This window comes from Oceanisphaera sp., from assembly GCF_052084945.1.
In the GTDB taxonomy this organism is placed as follows: Bacteria; Pseudomonadota; Gammaproteobacteria; order Enterobacterales; family Aeromonadaceae; genus Oceanimonas.
The window spans coordinates 28,365-43,682 of sequence record NZ_JBQDEX010000004.1 but is presented as its reverse complement, the minus strand read 5'-3'; the positions used below and the strand labels follow the sequence as shown (position 1 = coordinate 43,682).

Genomic DNA, 15,318 nt, shown 5'->3' with positions numbered 1-15,318 from the left:
TTTTCGGCATCTACAGAAGATAAAGCTGACCACTTACTTAATCCGATTGGTATGAGCCATAAAAGCTGATAAATGATAATACAATGTGTAAAGGGTAAAATAAGCCAAGTATACCCACTCATAACTCAAGATCCGTGGTGAAACTGTGTCACGCTTTTTAGCACTTAAGTGCAGACTCAAGGTCACCTTTACTCCTTTATTTTGTAATGATACAACTCAATTATGCTGACCTTACTCGATCATAATCTTTGGTTTCCACCGCCATCTGGTGCACTACAAGACCCAGAAGGGTTATTGGCCGTGGGAGGAGATTTAAGCCCACAGCGATTATTATTGGCTTATCAAATGGGAATATTTCCGTGGTTTGAGCAAGAGCAGCCCATACTCTGGTGGTCACCTAATCCACGAGCTGTCATTGCCCCAGATCAGTTACACATCAGCCGCAGTCTGGCTAAGTTAGTGCGGCGCCACCGTTATAAACTGACCCTTAATACCGCCTTTGAGCAGGTGATTCATGCTTGTCGCTCGTTAAGAGAACACCAAGAAGGCACCTGGATTACCGCAGAAATTGAGCAAGCATATTGTCAGTTGCACCAACAAGGTCATGCCCACTCAGTGGAGGTCTGGCAAGAGGATCGCTTGGTGGCGGGATTATATGGCATTAACTTGGGCACAATTTTTTGTGGCGAGTCTATGTTTCACTTAGTGGATAACGGCTCTAAACTTGCCATGCTTGGCTTATGTCAACATTTTCAACGCTATGGTGGCAAGCTTATCGACTGCCAACTGCCGAACCCTCACTTAATGAGCTTAGGCGTTACCACATGGCCTCGTACCCGCTTTCTGCACACCCTAAAACAACGCCAACAAGAACAGCTTATGCAGGGGTGTTGGCAATCAGGTGAGTTAATATTATGCGAGAAGTAAACCTTAAAGTGGGCCTAACGCCACAACACTCCTGCAGTTACTTGCCCGGACAGCAAGAGCAATTATTAGTGCTGCTCGATAAAGACAGGCTTACCCCACAAGGATATGAAGAGCTATTAAGTGCCGGTTTTCGCCGTAGTGGTTCAGATATTTATCGCCCACACTGCCAGGGGTGTAGCGCGTGCCAGTCACTGCGAGTTGATGTGGCCGCTTTTAGTCCTAGTCGCAGCCAAAAACGTATCTTGCGCCTTAATCGAGATATAAGCATCACACAAAGTTATCAAAAAAAGCCCGCCTATTTTGAGCTATACCAGCGCTATATTAATCAACGCCATCAAGATGGCAGCATGTATCCGGCTAACCGTGATCAATATGATCATTTTTTAACTTGCCCTTGGTTACCCACTCTCTTTATTGAGTTTTGGCTAGCGCACCAACTGATTGCAGTCGCAGTCACCGATGCGCTTGAGCATGCATTTAGTGCTATGTATACCTTCTATGCACCTGAACTGGCACATCGCTCGTTAGGGACTTTTGCAGTTCTTAGCCAAGTGATCATGGCCAAAGAACAAAACAAAAAATGGCTTTACCTAGGATATCAGGTAGATGATTGTCAAAAAATGAACTATAAACAACACTTCCGCCCTCACCAACGATTTATCGCTAAGCATTGGCGATGAAAAACTGGGCAAAACTTTACACTTAGGGCGAAATACGGCATGATCGCAGCCGCTTTTATTGCCTGCGCTAACAAGAGGACTCAATGGCTAAAGAAGACAATATTGAAATGCAAGGGACCATTTTGGATACCCTTCCGAACACCATGTTCCGCGTTGAACTAGAAAATGGCCACGTGGTAACGGCTCACATCTCTGGAAAAATGCGTAAAAACTACATTCGCATCCTTACCGGCGACAAGGTCACAGTTCAACTGACCCCTTACGATTTATCAAAAGGTCGCATCGTCTTCCGCGCGCGGTAATACGCTCGCCAGTCACCCAGCAAAAAAGCAGCAATTGCAACAGCCATTGCTCTTTTTTGCTGGGTGCTTTACGTTAAAATAAAGATAAAAAACGCTAATACCAAATACGCTAAATAATTATTCTATCAAGCAAAAGCAGAGTCAGCTCCCACAACACGCCATCAACCCATCCATGGGGCTCAGGAAATGCCCCTTGGCATTGTCACTGTCTTGGTGTAAGCACAAAATTGAAAGCCCGAAATGGGCATCAATAAAAATGCCCGGCTTTCTATTGAAAGCCGGGCAAATATTTATCAACGACTAAAAAAGTGTTTAGCACTCTGTTAATGAGCTAAAGAGGCTTCCGACTGATAATCAAAATGCAGCTTGTTATCTTTAAGTGTAACTTTAACTGTTCCGCCACTTACCAACTCGCCAAATAGCAATTCGTTGGCCAGCGGCTTTTTCAGTTGCTCTTGGATCACCCGCCCCATAGGACGCGCCCCCATCGACTTCTCGTAGCCTTGTTCAGCTAACCAATGACGAGCCGGCTCACTCACCTCCATTGATACGCCTTTAGCATCTAACTGCGCTTGTAATTCGACAATAAACTTATCTACTACGCGGTGGATAACGTCCATGTCTAAGTTATTAAACCAAATAATATGGTCTAAGCGGTTACGAAACTCAGGTGAGAAGGTCCGATTAATTTCAACCATGGCGTCTGGGCTATGATCTTGTTGCTGGAAACCAATCGACTGGCGTACCGTTTCTTGCACCCCAGCATTAGTGGTCATCACTAAAATGATATTGCGAAAATCCGCCTTACGCCCGTTATTGTCAGTGAGAGTGCCGTTATCCATCACCTGTAATAATAAGTTAAATACATCGGGGTGGGCTTTTTCTATTTCATCCAGCAATACCACCGCATGAGGCTGCTTAATTACAGCGTCGGTGAGTAAACCTCCTTGGTCAAACCCCACATACCCCGGTGGAGCCCCAATAAGGCGCGACACCGTATGTGACTCCATATACTCAGACATATCAAAGCGCACGAGTTTAATGCCTAGCACGCGCGCGAGCTGCTGTGTTACTTCCGTTTTACCCACGCCGGTGGGGCCGGCAAATAAGAAAGAGCCAATGGGGCGATTTTCACTTCCTAAACCAGAACGGCTTAATCTAATCGAGTCGGTCAGCACTTCTATTGATTTGTCTTGACCAAACACCACCATTTTCAGTTTAGATTCCATGGTTTTTAGCGCATCTTTATCAGAGCTAGAAACCGATTTTTCAGGAATACGCGCAATTTTAGCGATAATAGCTTCAATATCGCCAACCCCAATGGTTTTTTTACGTTTAGACGGCGGCATCATACGAATTTTAGCCCCCGCCTCATCAATCACATCAATGGCTTTATCCGGCAACTGACGGTCATTAATGTATTTAGCAGATAACTCAGCGGCTGCTTTAATGGCAGGTGAGGTATAGCGTACATCGTGATGGGCCTCATACCGGCTTTTTAAACCCATTAATATTTTGGTGGTGTCCGCCACGGAGGGCTCAGCAATATCGATTTTTTGAAAGCGTCGAGCGAGGGCACGATCTTTCTCAAAAATCTGACTGTATTCTTGATAAGTTGTTGAACCAGCACAGCGAATTTGCCCACTAGACAGCATTGGTTTAAGCAGGTTAGCGGCATCTAGCTGACCGCCAGAGGCGGCGCCAGCACCAATAATGGTGTGTATCTCATCAATAAATAATATGGCGCCCTTTTGCTTTTCAAATTGTTTTAGCAAGGCTTTAAAGCGCTTTTCAAAATCTCCTCGATATTTAGTACCCGCCAGTAAGGCCCCCATATCAAGAGAATAAATCACATTATCGACCATAATCTCAGGAACATCACCGTGTACAATGCGATAAGCCAGCCCTTCAGCAATGGCAGTTTTCCCCACCCCAGCTTCCCCAACCAGCAAGGGGTTGTTTTTACGGCGACGACACAACACCTGAATAGCGCGGTTAACTTCATGCTCTCGCCCAATCAGCGGATCAATTCGACCTTCTTTAACTGCTTGATTAAGATTAATTACAAAACCTTCTGCTTGGCTATTGAGCGTATCATCATTGCTGTCTTCTTGTTGTATATCAGATGCGTCTTCTTGCTCTGAGTCTTTACGTACACCATGAGACAAAAAGTTCACGACATCTAAGCGACTAATTTGAATTTTCTTCAATAGATAAGCGGCTTGCGACTCTTGCTCGCTAAAGATGGCCACTAATACATTAGCGCCAGTCACTTGTGCATTACCAGAAGACTGCACATGAAATACCGCACGCTGCAGCACTCGCTGAAACCCCAAGGTCGGCTGTGTTTCCGCCTCTTCATCCTCTGCGGGCAGCAGTGGTGTAGTCTGTTCAATAAACAGCTTAATTTCTTTACTTAACTGCTCAAGATCTCCCCCACAGGCAACCAGTGCTTCTGTGGCGGCTGGGTTATTCAACAACGCGAGTAGCAGGTGCTCCACCGTCATGAACTCGTGGCGAGCACGGCGGGCTTCATTAAACGCCTCGTTTAGCGTGCTCTCAAGATCTTTGTTCAACATAGGCACCTCCCCTAAAAACTTCGGTGTCCCGTTGCGGCGGGTCTTAACTTAAGCTTGCTCCATACTGCATAATAGCGGATGCTCATGCAGCCGAGCATAGTTATTTACTTGTGCCACCTTGGTTTCTGCAATTTCCGCAGTAAACAGGCCACACACTCCTTTACCTTCATAATGCACTGCCATCATCACCTGTGATGCTTTGTCCTCATCCATAGAAAAGAATTTTTGTAGTACCTCCACCACAAAATCCATGGGGGTATAATCATCGTTATTTAAGATAACCTTGTACATAGGAGGCGGTTGCAGCGCAATTTTTTCCACCTCTTTTAACTGGTCACCATCAATGTAGTGTTCTTGGTTACTCATACATCTACTCTAAGTCACTGTTCCTGATCTCGCTACAGCCGGCCGTCTCTTTTTCGACTTATGTGCGTTGCATCTAGCAAAGCGGCAGCGTTCGTCCTTTGTTCGTACTCAGGATATCAGTATAGCGCTAATCTGTCCTTACCTTCACACTACCTCTTACAGCACAACTGTCAACATGCAAATGTGCACCTATGTAATGCAAAAACAAAGACTTGACTCGTCCTTTGGTTTAATTAAAGTAAGAGGTTATATTAACAATAGTCAGTCTAGCTATTTATTTTTATATAAAGTAAGTCGCGATGAAAAAGGACTATTTAAGGTATTCGACGATAAGGGATAAGTAAGAGATGATAACCGGTACGGTGAAGTGGTTTAATAATGCTAAGGGATTTGGCTTTATCTGCCCACAAGAAGGGGGAGATGATGTGTTTGCCCATTTTTCTACCATTGAAATGGACGGATATAAAACCCTAAAAGCGGGCCAGTTAGTACATTATAAAATAGAAGCAGGTCCTAAAGGTCACCACGCTATTAGCATTAGTCCAATCGCGGAATAAGCAGCAATTTTAAAGGCGCAATAGCGCCTTTATGCTGTTAACCACCAATATACCCCATAACCCAGCACAGCCAACAATAATATCCCCCCGCCTAATGGCTTACTGTGGCGTTTAAATAATAACCTTGCCTGCGCACCAAATAATACTACCAAAAGTGCTAAGCCCAAATAACGAATACCACGTGCAATTGTGGCCGCTAATATATAAAGAGCAATGGGGTACTGAGTAGCTCCGGCAGCAAGCATGGCAACTTGAAATGGCACCGGCGTTATCCCCACCACTAATATCGCCATAAACCCCTGTTCGCTCAGTGTGATCTTAAACTCAGCAAAGGCTTGCTCTGCCTCCAAAGTTGCTAGCAATCTCTGCCCAACACTCTCAAATAACCAACCACCAACACCATAACCGACTAAAGCGCCACATAAGCATCCAGCTAAAGCAACCGATGCAAGTAACCAACGGCGTTTAGGCTGTAATAGTAACAACGGAATTAATATGAGTTCTAATGGGATCGGTACTACCATGGCCTCTAAAAAAGAAGCTATAAACAAGGTCGGTACCAAGTATCCCGAATCCATCGCCCGTAATACCCAAGGTGGCAGAGTGCGGCGCTCTTGTTCTCTATCTGACATCATTCCCCCCATAAATAAAGCGCCATTATCATCATATCAAACAATACAAACTGAGCAGTCCTCTTCATTTACCTACCCAAATAGTGCGGTTATGCTAACGTAGTGTCTAGTTTAAATAAGTAGGATATTGAGTCTATGCATGCCAGCTTGCTTACCCCCGCCCAGTTTGATCCCGCCGACCTGACCTTACCTCAATGCAAAGAAATACTGGCGCGTTTGCAACAGTGGCTAGAGCAGCGCTTTAAGGCAGGCGATGACATTATGGAGCTGGTTGTTATCCGCTCACAGCACATGGATCAGCTACTAACCGGGCTATGGCAACACTTTGGGTTAGCACAAGATCCTCAGTTAGCATTGGTCGCCGTCGGAGGTTATGGCCGTGGTGAGCTACACCCCTACTCAGATATAGATTTGTTAATTTTATATAATGGCTGTCACCACAGCGCTATTAATGAACGTATTAGCGCCTTTATTACCCAACTCTGGGATTTACGATTAGAAGTAGGCCACAGTGTACGCTCAGTTGATGAGTGCATCGCACAAGGCCAGCATGACCTTACTATTGCCACCAACTTAATTGAAGCTCGACTGATCACTGGCTGTTATCAGACCTTTGCCGCACTGACACAGGCCACCGAACCCGATACTTTTTGGCCCAGCCAAGCTTTTTTTGAAGCAAAACGAAACGAGCAAAAACAGCGTCATCAACAGTACCAAGATACCAGCTACAAGCTTGAGCCAGATATTAAAAATAGTCCTGGTGGCTTAAGAGACATTCAAACCATCAGCTGGGTTACGCGTCGCCATTTTGGCGCCACCACCTTGCATGAAATGGTCAGTCACGATTTTTTAAGCCAAGAGGAATACTTAGAACTACTGGACTGCCAAAATTTTTTATGGAAACTGCGCTTTGCCCTACACATGGCGATTCATAAGCCAGATAATCGTTTGCTGTTCGACCGCCAACGGGCCGTTGCTACCGCATTAGGCTTTGCCGGTGAAGGTAACGAGCCCATAGAGCAAATGATGAAACGGTTTTACCAAACCGTGCGCCGGGTAGCCGAGCTCAACGAAATGCTATTGCAACTATTCGACGAAGCTATTTTGGGACACATCGCCATGGATGTAACCACACTAACCCCCGAGTTTAGGCTGCGTGGCACTTTAATTGACGCTATTAAGCCGGAACTTTTTGTTGAGCAGCCCGCCGCTATTTTACGCCTGTTTTATCAAATTGCGCTGCACCCTCATATTAGTGGTATTTATTCTAGCACCCTGCGTGAACTGCGTGACGCACGCCGCTTATTGCCCGTTTTTTTATGTGAACGAGCTGACTGTAGACAGGTGTTTATGATGCTAATGCGCCATCACCACGGCTGTGGATTGGCTCTCACCTTAATGCATCGCTACGGTATTATTGCCGCCTATCTACCGCAGTGGAATAAAATTGTTGGGCAAATGCAGTTTGATATGTTTCACGCCTATCCGGTAGATGAACATACCCACCGCGTCTTAAAAAATATTTATCGCTTTCATCAACTTGAAGCACAACGTAACCACCCATTATGCTTTGATATTTGTAGCCGAATACGTAAACCCGAAATATTAACCATTGCCGCCCTATTTCATGACATCGCCAAGGGCCGAGGGGGAGATCACTCCGAGTTAGGTGCTGATGATGCCTTGGCATTTTGTGAGTTACACCAGCTTGACAGATCTGATGCACGCTTAGTGTCTTGGCTGGTACGCCAGCACTTACTTATGTCTGTCACCGCACAAAGGCGCGATATTTATGATCCAGATGTGATCAGTGAATTTGCGTCCCTGGTGCGAGATGAATCACGCCTTGATTTACTCTACACCCTCACTGTGGCCGATATTTGCGCGACCAACGATAATCTGTGGAATGACTGGAAAGGCAGCTTATTGCGCGAGCTATATTTTTCTACCCAAAAAGCACTGCGCCGCGGGCTAGAGAACCCACCCGATTTGCGCTTGCGGGTACGAGAAAATCAGCGCCAAGCACGGCAAATATTAACCCGTCTCGACACCACAGATGAGCAAATAAAATCATTATGGTCACGCTTTACCGCCGACTATTTTTTGCGCCATACCCCAGAGCAGATTGCCTGGCACAGCCGCCATATTATTGCTCATCACCATAGCAGTCATCCTTTAGTGCAAATTAGCCAGCAACCTGGGCGCGGCGGAAGTGAGCTTTTTATTTATTGCCCTGACTCGCCTAATTTATTTGGTCGTGTTGCGGCGGCCCTAGATCAAAAAAACCTTAATATTCATGATGCCCAAATTATGACTTCTAAAGACGGCTATGCCCTTGATACTTTTATTGTGCTAGAGCCCGACGGGCAGCCCGTAAGTGGTGACAGGCTAAGCGATTTGTGTCAGCGTTTAAGTGATGTGCTCACCCATACGGCGCCACCCAAAGTACGCATTCGTCCGCCTTCACGACGTCATCGCGAATTTAGTGTTACCACGCAAGTCAACTTTATGCATCCACCCCGCGCCACTAAGCGCACTTTGGTTGAGCTTATTGCCCTAGATACCCCAGGCTTATTAGCCCGTGTAGGGAATATTTTTAGTCAGTTAAAACTTAATTTACATGCAGCCAAAATCACCACTATCGGCGAGCGTGTAGAAGACTTTTTTAGCCTAACTAATCAACAAAACCTGCCCTTAACGGAACAAGAAAAAACACAACTGCGCGAAAAAGTAACTGATGAACTGAGCTTTGAAAATAGCGAATAACAGCGCCGGCCTTGAGTTGACGCTCAGCTATCAAGCTCAGCATTAAACATAGCGCCACGCTGGCGGCTTTTCTGCTATAATGCGCTTCTGCCTTATGGCCCTTTTTTTCATATCACCATCAAGAGTTTGCTGTGACCCATACTGAATTTTCTACTCTGTCTCTGGACCCTGCGCTGATCGCTAATTTAACCAGCCTTGAATACACCCGAATGACCCCGATTCAAGCCCAGAGCCTGCCGTTAATGCTAGACGGCAAAGACGTGATTGCTCAAGCAAGCACCGGCAGCGGTAAAACCGTCGCGTTTGGTTTGGCTTTGTTGGCAAACCTTGATGTTAATCGTTTGGCTGTACAAACTATGGTGCTATGCCCCACCCGTGAGTTAGCAGATCAAGTTGCTCGCGAGTTGCGTAGGTTAGCTCGAGCCCTGGCCAATGTTAAGTTGGTGGTATTGTGCGGTGGCTCGCCTACGGCTGCCCAAACTGCGTCTTTGGAGTTTGGTGCCCACATTGTAGTTGGCACGCCTGGGCGTATGCTCAAGCACTTACAACAAGGCAGCCTAGTGTTAGACAGCCTTAACACTCTGGTATTAGACGAAGCCGATCGTATGTTGGATATGGGCTTTGCCGATGATATTGAGCTTGTGGTCGATTATGCCCCTAAGCCTCGCCAAACATTGCTGTTTTCAGCCACCTACCCCGAGGGAATTGCCGGCTTAAGCCGTGGCATGCAACATTCGCCGGCACGAGTGTCCGTTGCTGACGAACAACAAGCCGACACCATTGTACAATTACTATTTGAAGTGGCCCCCCACCTGCGCAAGCAAGCTCTCGCTACCTTATTAGGTCACTATGCTCCCGCTTCAGCGGTCGTATTTTGTAATACTAAGCGTGCCTGCCAAGAAGTAGCCGAACATTTAACTGACTTAGGATTTTCTGCACTCGCCTTAAATGGCGATCTTGAGCAACGCGAGCGCGATCAGGTGCTTATTCGTTTCGCTAACGGCAGCGCCAATATTTTGGTGGCTACCGATGTAGCCGCCCGCGGATTAGATATTAAAGATTTAGCGGCTGTTATTAACTATGACATCACCCAAGATCCCGAAACTCACGTGCATCGCGTTGGTCGTACTGGCCGAGCTGGCCAACAAGGCCTGGCATTAAGTCTCTGCAGTCCACAAGAAGCGTATCGTGTTAGCATGATTGAGGAATATCAGCGCGCACCTATCGCTCAAGGCGAGCTGGCCGAGCTCAATGAGAACATAGCGTCCCTGCAAACCGACATGGTCACTCTAAATATTGCTGGCGGGCGCAAGAGTAAAATTCGCGCGGGGGATATTTTAGGTGCCTTAACCGGCAGTGCCGGTATTAAAGGCAGCGAAGTCGGTAAAATAGATATTTCAGAAATGCAGTCTTACGTGGCCGTACATAAAGACGTTGCCAAAAAAGCGCTTAAGCACTTACAGCAAGGAAAAATAAAAGGCCGAGCCGTACGAGTGCGATTGATTTAAGTAAACACGGCGCCAAGCACCGAGCTAAAAAACAGTGACTAGGGATTGGTGATTAGGGAGCAGGACAAAGAAAAAACGTGAAGGGCAAAGGGGGCGAGACAACCACAGCCCCATGACGTATTCAGTGTCGTCCGCCTTACCCTTTACCGGTTTATCTCAGCCAGTTCACTTCACGCTCTTCGTAGTCATTCTTAGCGCAAAGCGTATAGAAAGCCGGAGCGCAGAGCTGGAAGCGATAAGCTAGACAAAAACACTGAGATACTTTTATGTTCAGTGGCACTTTTATGTTCAGGTTTACTTCCGGCTTCTAGCTTATAGCTGTCTGTTAAATGGATTGCCGCGTCGCTACGTTCCTCGCAATGACGGCCCTTCTATTCCCGACATACCCATCACATGATTATAGCTATTCGCGATCGTTGTAATGGCGGTGGATATAATCAATTTTATCCATAAATTGCGCTTTTAGTTTTTCACTACTGTAATCAAATTCATAGCTTTGATGAAAGTTAAGCTGCAACGTCACTTCATTGCCGGATAACACCACGGTATAACCATCAAAATCGCTACTCGCAATAATGCCATCTAACCGATGACCTTCTTGATAGGGCTCACCAAAGCGACGAATTTTATCAAAGACCTCTAACACCACCATATTGTCTAATTCGTTCTGCATATTTGACTCCTACAACTTTATTGATAATCACAAAGGCCATACCCAGAGTAACATGGGGATGGTGACCAAGATCACTAAGATATCTAATGGCAGCCCTAGTCGCCAATAATCACCAAAACGAAAGCCACCAGGGCCCAATATTAGCGTATTATTTTGATGGCCAATGGGAGTTAAAAATGCACAAGAGCCGCCAATGGCTACCGCCATTAAAAAGGGATCAATACTCACGCCCAGCTGATTGGCGGTACCAATCGCAATCGGACACATCACAGCGGCAGTAGCGGCATTATTCATTAAATCAGACAAGTTCATGGTCACCACTAAAATCAGCACCAAGGCGATGGTGGCATGCCCCTGAGCCACACCATTTAATAACAAATTGGCAATCAATTCAGCCGTACCACTAGACTCCATCGCTTGTGCTACCGGGATTAAAGCGCCTAACAGAACAATCACGGGCCAATCAATAGCCCCATACACAGAGCGGGGCGGGACAGTGCGTACCACCATCGACATTAACACCCCAGCGGCAAACGATACCGCCGCCGGCAACAATCCCAGTGCCGCAGCCCCTACCGAGACTGCCATTATCACAGTAGCCAACAGCGCCATACGTTTATTAGGGATCCGTAATTCTCGCTCCGCTAATGGCACACATCCTGTACTAGAAGCAAACTCAGCAATAGCTTCAGGTCCACCTTGCATCATTAATAAATCACCGGCTCTAAATGCTTGGGCCCGTAATCGCTTAGAAGAGCGTTTACCTTGTCGAGAAAGCGCCAGCAAATTAACCCCATAACGGGTTCTCAGTTGAATGCCGGCAGCAGTACGCCCAAGCAACCCAGAGCTTGGCAAAATGACCAGCTCCATTAATACTACCTCATCAAAAGAGTCAGTATTATCATCTGACTTATCGGCTTTTTCAGCTTTGCTTATCTGAGCAGTGTTATTCGTCTTGTTAGAATGACGTGGCTCTTTACTCTTCTCGCCTTCTTTGGCTTTTTCTTTCTCTTGTTCATCTCGCGTGGCTTTCGCTTCTTCTAATTTTAGCCCCAAACTGGTTAAAGCACTGGATAAGGTTTCAGCTTCCGCTTCAAGCATTAAAATATCCCCAGCTCGAGTGCGCCGCCGAGGGCTAGGCGGGGTCACCCTAACCTCATTACGCACCAAGCCCAGCACTTGTGCATCTGCTTCAACTAATGCTTTTTCTATATCCCCCAGTGTCATGCCTTCGGCCTTACAGCCTTCAGGCACACGTGCCTCAGTAATATAAGCCCCCGAATCAAAACGTTCGGCACCAGATTGCTTGCGCCCCGGCACTAAACGCCAGCCAATTAAAACCACAAAACTCACGCCCACTGCTGCCACTACAAACCCCACTGGCGTAAAGTCAAACATCCCAAACATGCCCTCGCCACTGGCTTGGCGAAAACTGGATACAATGAGGTTAGGTGGGGTACCAATTAGCGTGCTCATGCCGCCCAGTATGGTGCCAAAAGACAGTGGCATTAACACTTTACCGGTCGCAATTTGCTTACGGCGCGCCATTTGTACCGCCACTGGCATGAGTAGCGCTAAAGCACCCACATTATTCATAAAAGCAGATAACAACGCACCTAATGCCGTTAAGGCGGCAATCGATAAAGTAATACCCGCATTAGCAGGAAGTAACTTTCGGGTTAATACATCAACCGCACCTGAGCTTTGTAAACCTTTACTTAATACCAGTACACAAGCCACCGTCACCACGGCGGGATGACTAAAGCCATCAAAGGCAATATCAGCCGGCACCAACCCGGTAAATATACAAGCTAACAAGGCGCCAGCGGCCACCATATCGTGACGCCAACGGCCCCACAAAAACATTAATACTGTGCTCAGTAAAATAATAACAATGGTGATTTGTTCTGAGTTCATCATGGCTTACACGCTCCCTATCGCCAAGGTGGGCCACTTACTGCCATTCCCCTGCTCATCCGTTCACCTTTATATGGTCACGTTGGCGAGTGTAGCAGCATTTTCTATAACAAAAATACTAAATAAACCGGTTACGCGACGATCATCGCACTGGTTAATCGATTGAATTTAAAAGAGTAACTTTTTATTACTATGGTCTTTATCTCGCTTGCGCTCTATTGCGAAAAGCCAACGGCAGCGGTGGCCTTTAAGACAGGCTCGGGCTAAAATCACTTTTTTGTAACTCTGGTAATGCTCATGATCAAGCTTGGCGATAATAATACCCTTCCCCTTTTACGATTAGACGACAAAGGCGGCTGGTTAGATGCTGGAGAATATGGCGACACTTTTTTACCACGGCGCCAGTTACCAAACCATTGTCAGCCAGGAGATAAGATAACGGTCTTTATCTATCTCGACTCAGATCAAGAGCCTGTGATCACCACAGACACGCCCAAAGCACTCGCCTATCAGTTTGCTTCTCTCAAAGTAGTGACCACTAACCGTTTAGGCGCATTTCTTGACTGGGGAATGAAAAAAGATATTTTTGTTCCTCAACGAAGCCAAGCCAGACCCATGCAAGAAGGTCGTCATTATATTGTGTACCTGCATTTAGACCATGAGGGACGCATGGTTGCCAGCAGCAGGTTAGACAGTTTCTTAAGCCGAGAGCTGCCCTCCTACCGCCCTGGAGAACAAGTAGACTTACTGGTGGTTGAACCGACTGATTTAGGCTTTAAAGCGGTAGTTGATAACCAATATTGGGGGCTATTATTCCGCTCAGACATCTCAGGCCGTGTTCCCATGGGGCTGCAAACCAAAGGCTACATTAAGCAAGTTCGTGACGACGGAAAAATCGACCTAACCCTCTTTAAGCCAGGCCCCGGAAAATTCGATGACGCAGCGCAAACCGTTCTTAACAAACTCGAGCGCGCCGGTGGCAGTATGCAGGTTAACGATAAAACCGACCCCGACACTATATTTCGCATGTTTGGCATCAGTAAAGGCACCTTTAAAAAAGCCATTGGCGGCTTATATAAACAAGGGCGCATTGTTATTGAAGCAGGGGGAATTCGCAGTACCAATAAGACGGATGCTTCATAACGGTATGCCAAATATTCAACGCAAGTACCCAGCGCCTAGCTAAAAATTTAACACTAGCTGTGGGTTCCGTGGTGAAAATGGTTTAAATTAATGGCTTGTTACAAATGCAGCCAGTAGGCAAAGACGCGTATTTTTCTCATATTTACCCGCGTAACGACTGCATTTGTACCTTTGTCACTGACGCAAATACATACGAATACTGTCTGGTTCGCCAGTACAGTTCAACAAAAGGCATACTGATGACACAAATAAGAATCGCCATTGCCGGCTACGGCAACTTGGGTCGCGGCGCAGAAGCGGCCATTAAAAAGAGCCCTGACATGCGTTTAGTCGGCGTATTTAGTCGCCGCGATCCGGCTAGCGTCTCGCTAATCGACAGCACAGTGCCTGTATACGCAATGGATGATATCGAACAATACCAAAATGACATAGACGTCTTGGTGTTGTGTGGCGGATCTAAATCAGACTTGCCAGAGCAAGGCCCTTATTTAGCTAGCTTGTTTAATATTGTCGACAGCTTTGACACCCACGCTAACATTCCTGACTACTTTAGTGCGCTTGATGCTCCCGCACAGCAAGCAGGAAAAGTCGCCTTATTATCCGTAGGCTGGGATCCGGGGTTATTTTCACTAAACCGCCTATTTGGTGAAGCCATTTTGCCCCAAGGCGAAACATATACCTTTTGGGGAAAAGGCCTAAGCCAAGGTCATTCTGATGCAGTACGCCGTGTTGAAGGCGTCAAGTCTGGCGTGCAATATACCTTGCCATCAGAGTCAGCCATGGCACGCGTGCGCAATGGCGAGCTTCCACAGTTAGAAACCCGTGAAAAGCACACCCGCGAGTGCTTTATTGTGTTAGCCGACGGGGCCGATGCCGATACCGTGCGCAACACCATTGTCACTATGCCTAACTACTTTGCTGACTACGACACCAAGGTCAACTTTATTGATCAGCAGACCTTTGAGGCTGAACACAGCAGTATGCCCCACGGCGGCTTTGTCATTCGCAGCGGCGAAAGTGGCGCTGACAACACCAGTCAAGTACTGGAGTTTTCCCTTAAACTTGGCAGCAATCCTGAGTTTACCGCCAGCGTATTAGTGGCTTACGCCCGTGCAGTACATAAGCTGAGCCAAACCGGTGAAACCGGTGCCAGAACTGTCTTTGATATAGCCCCAGGCTTATTGTCACCGAAGACACCTGCACAACTACGCAAAGAAATGCTTTAACCCCTAGCGCCAAGCGCCGAGCTAAAAATAGAAAAGCACCGA

13 protein-coding genes are annotated in these 15,318 nt (G+C 46.7%); 8 read left to right on the top strand and 5 right to left on the bottom strand.

The annotated features are described in order from the left end of the window. The first annotated feature begins 222 nt into the window (after nt 1-222). The 3 genes from aat to infA all read left to right on the top strand — a co-directional run bounded on the left by aat (nt 223) and on the right by infA (nt 1,909). Nucleotides 223-927 (top strand): leucyl/phenylalanyl-tRNA--protein transferase, encoded by a 705-nt coding sequence (gene aat / locus ACTHY5_RS01025; protein ID WP_441875111.1) that lies wholly within the window; start codon nt 223-225, stop codon nt 925-927. Then, on the top strand, nt 912-1,607 hold the full coding sequence (locus tag ACTHY5_RS01020; protein WP_441875120.1) for an arginyltransferase: 696 nt from the start codon (nt 912-914) through the stop codon (nt 1,605-1,607). Before aat ends, ACTHY5_RS01020 begins: the two co-directional genes overlap by 16 nt. A gap of 83 nt (nt 1,608-1,690) precedes the next feature. After that, nucleotides 1,691-1,909 carry a translation initiation factor IF-1 gene (gene infA, locus ACTHY5_RS01015; protein ID WP_208006483.1) on the top strand — a complete coding sequence of 73 codons (219 nt, stop codon included), beginning with the start codon at nt 1,691-1,693 and terminating at the stop codon, nt 1,907-1,909. A 323-nt stretch (nt 1,910-2,232) separates the two neighbouring features. Here infA and clpA read toward each other — a convergent pair whose 3' ends face one another. Then, nucleotides 2,233-4,488 carry an ATP-dependent Clp protease ATP-binding subunit ClpA gene (gene clpA, locus ACTHY5_RS01010; RefSeq protein ID WP_441875108.1) on the bottom strand — a complete coding sequence of 752 codons (2,256 nt, stop codon included), beginning with the start codon at nt 4,486-4,488 and terminating at the stop codon, nt 2,233-2,235. A 48-nt stretch (nt 4,489-4,536) separates the two neighbouring features. Beyond that, nucleotides 4,537-4,854 (bottom strand): ATP-dependent Clp protease adapter ClpS, encoded by a 318-nt coding sequence (gene clpS / locus ACTHY5_RS01005; RefSeq protein WP_441875105.1) that lies wholly within the window; start codon nt 4,852-4,854, stop codon nt 4,537-4,539. Between the two features lie 347 nt (nt 4,855-5,201). Between clpS and cspD the strand changes: the two genes are divergently transcribed. Further along, a complete protein-coding gene (gene cspD / locus ACTHY5_RS01000) occupies nt 5,202-5,411 on the top strand; it encodes a cold shock domain-containing protein CspD (RefSeq protein ID WP_441875102.1) in 210 nt (69 codons plus the stop codon). A 29-nt stretch (nt 5,412-5,440) separates the two neighbouring features. On the opposite strand, the gene ACTHY5_RS00995 is transcribed toward cspD, so the two are convergent. After that, complete coding sequence (locus tag ACTHY5_RS00995; RefSeq protein WP_441875099.1) at nt 5,441-6,043, bottom strand: YqaA family protein; 603 nt, start codon at nt 6,041-6,043, stop codon at nt 5,441-5,443. A gap of 135 nt (nt 6,044-6,178) precedes the next feature. Here ACTHY5_RS00995 and glnD point away from each other — a divergent pair, with 135 nt between their 5' ends. Both glnD and dbpA read left to right on the top strand, forming a co-directional pair. Then, on the top strand, nt 6,179-8,809 hold the full coding sequence (gene glnD, locus ACTHY5_RS00990) for a bifunctional uridylyltransferase/uridylyl-removing protein GlnD (RefSeq protein WP_441875096.1): 2,631 nt from the start codon (nt 6,179-6,181) through the stop codon (nt 8,807-8,809). A 131-nt stretch (nt 8,810-8,940) separates the two neighbouring features. After that, nucleotides 8,941-10,317 carry an ATP-dependent RNA helicase DbpA gene (gene dbpA, locus ACTHY5_RS00985; protein WP_441875093.1) on the top strand — a complete coding sequence of 459 codons (1,377 nt, stop codon included), beginning with the start codon at nt 8,941-8,943 and terminating at the stop codon, nt 10,315-10,317. 403 nt (nt 10,318-10,720) lie between these two features. Here the strand turns inward: dbpA and ACTHY5_RS00980 are convergent, their stop codons facing one another. Continuing rightward, on the bottom strand, nt 10,721-10,990 hold the full coding sequence (locus ACTHY5_RS00980) for a DUF3081 family protein (protein WP_441875090.1): 270 nt from the start codon (nt 10,988-10,990) through the stop codon (nt 10,721-10,723). 27 nt (nt 10,991-11,017) lie between these two features. Further along, nucleotides 11,018-12,910, bottom strand: coding sequence for an SLC13 family permease (locus ACTHY5_RS00975; protein ID WP_441875087.1), 1,893 nt, complete (start codon nt 12,908-12,910; stop codon nt 11,018-11,020). Nucleotides 12,911-13,204: 294 nt separating this feature from the next. Between ACTHY5_RS00975 and ACTHY5_RS00970 the strand changes: the two genes are divergently transcribed. After that, nucleotides 13,205-14,050 (top strand): CvfB family protein, encoded by an 846-nt coding sequence (locus ACTHY5_RS00970; protein ID WP_441875084.1) that lies wholly within the window; start codon nt 13,205-13,207, stop codon nt 14,048-14,050. Between the two features lie 239 nt (nt 14,051-14,289). Further along, on the top strand, nt 14,290-15,276 hold the full coding sequence (locus ACTHY5_RS00965) for a diaminopimelate dehydrogenase (protein WP_441875081.1): 987 nt from the start codon (nt 14,290-14,292) through the stop codon (nt 15,274-15,276). Nucleotides 15,277-15,318: the final 42 nt, after the last annotated feature.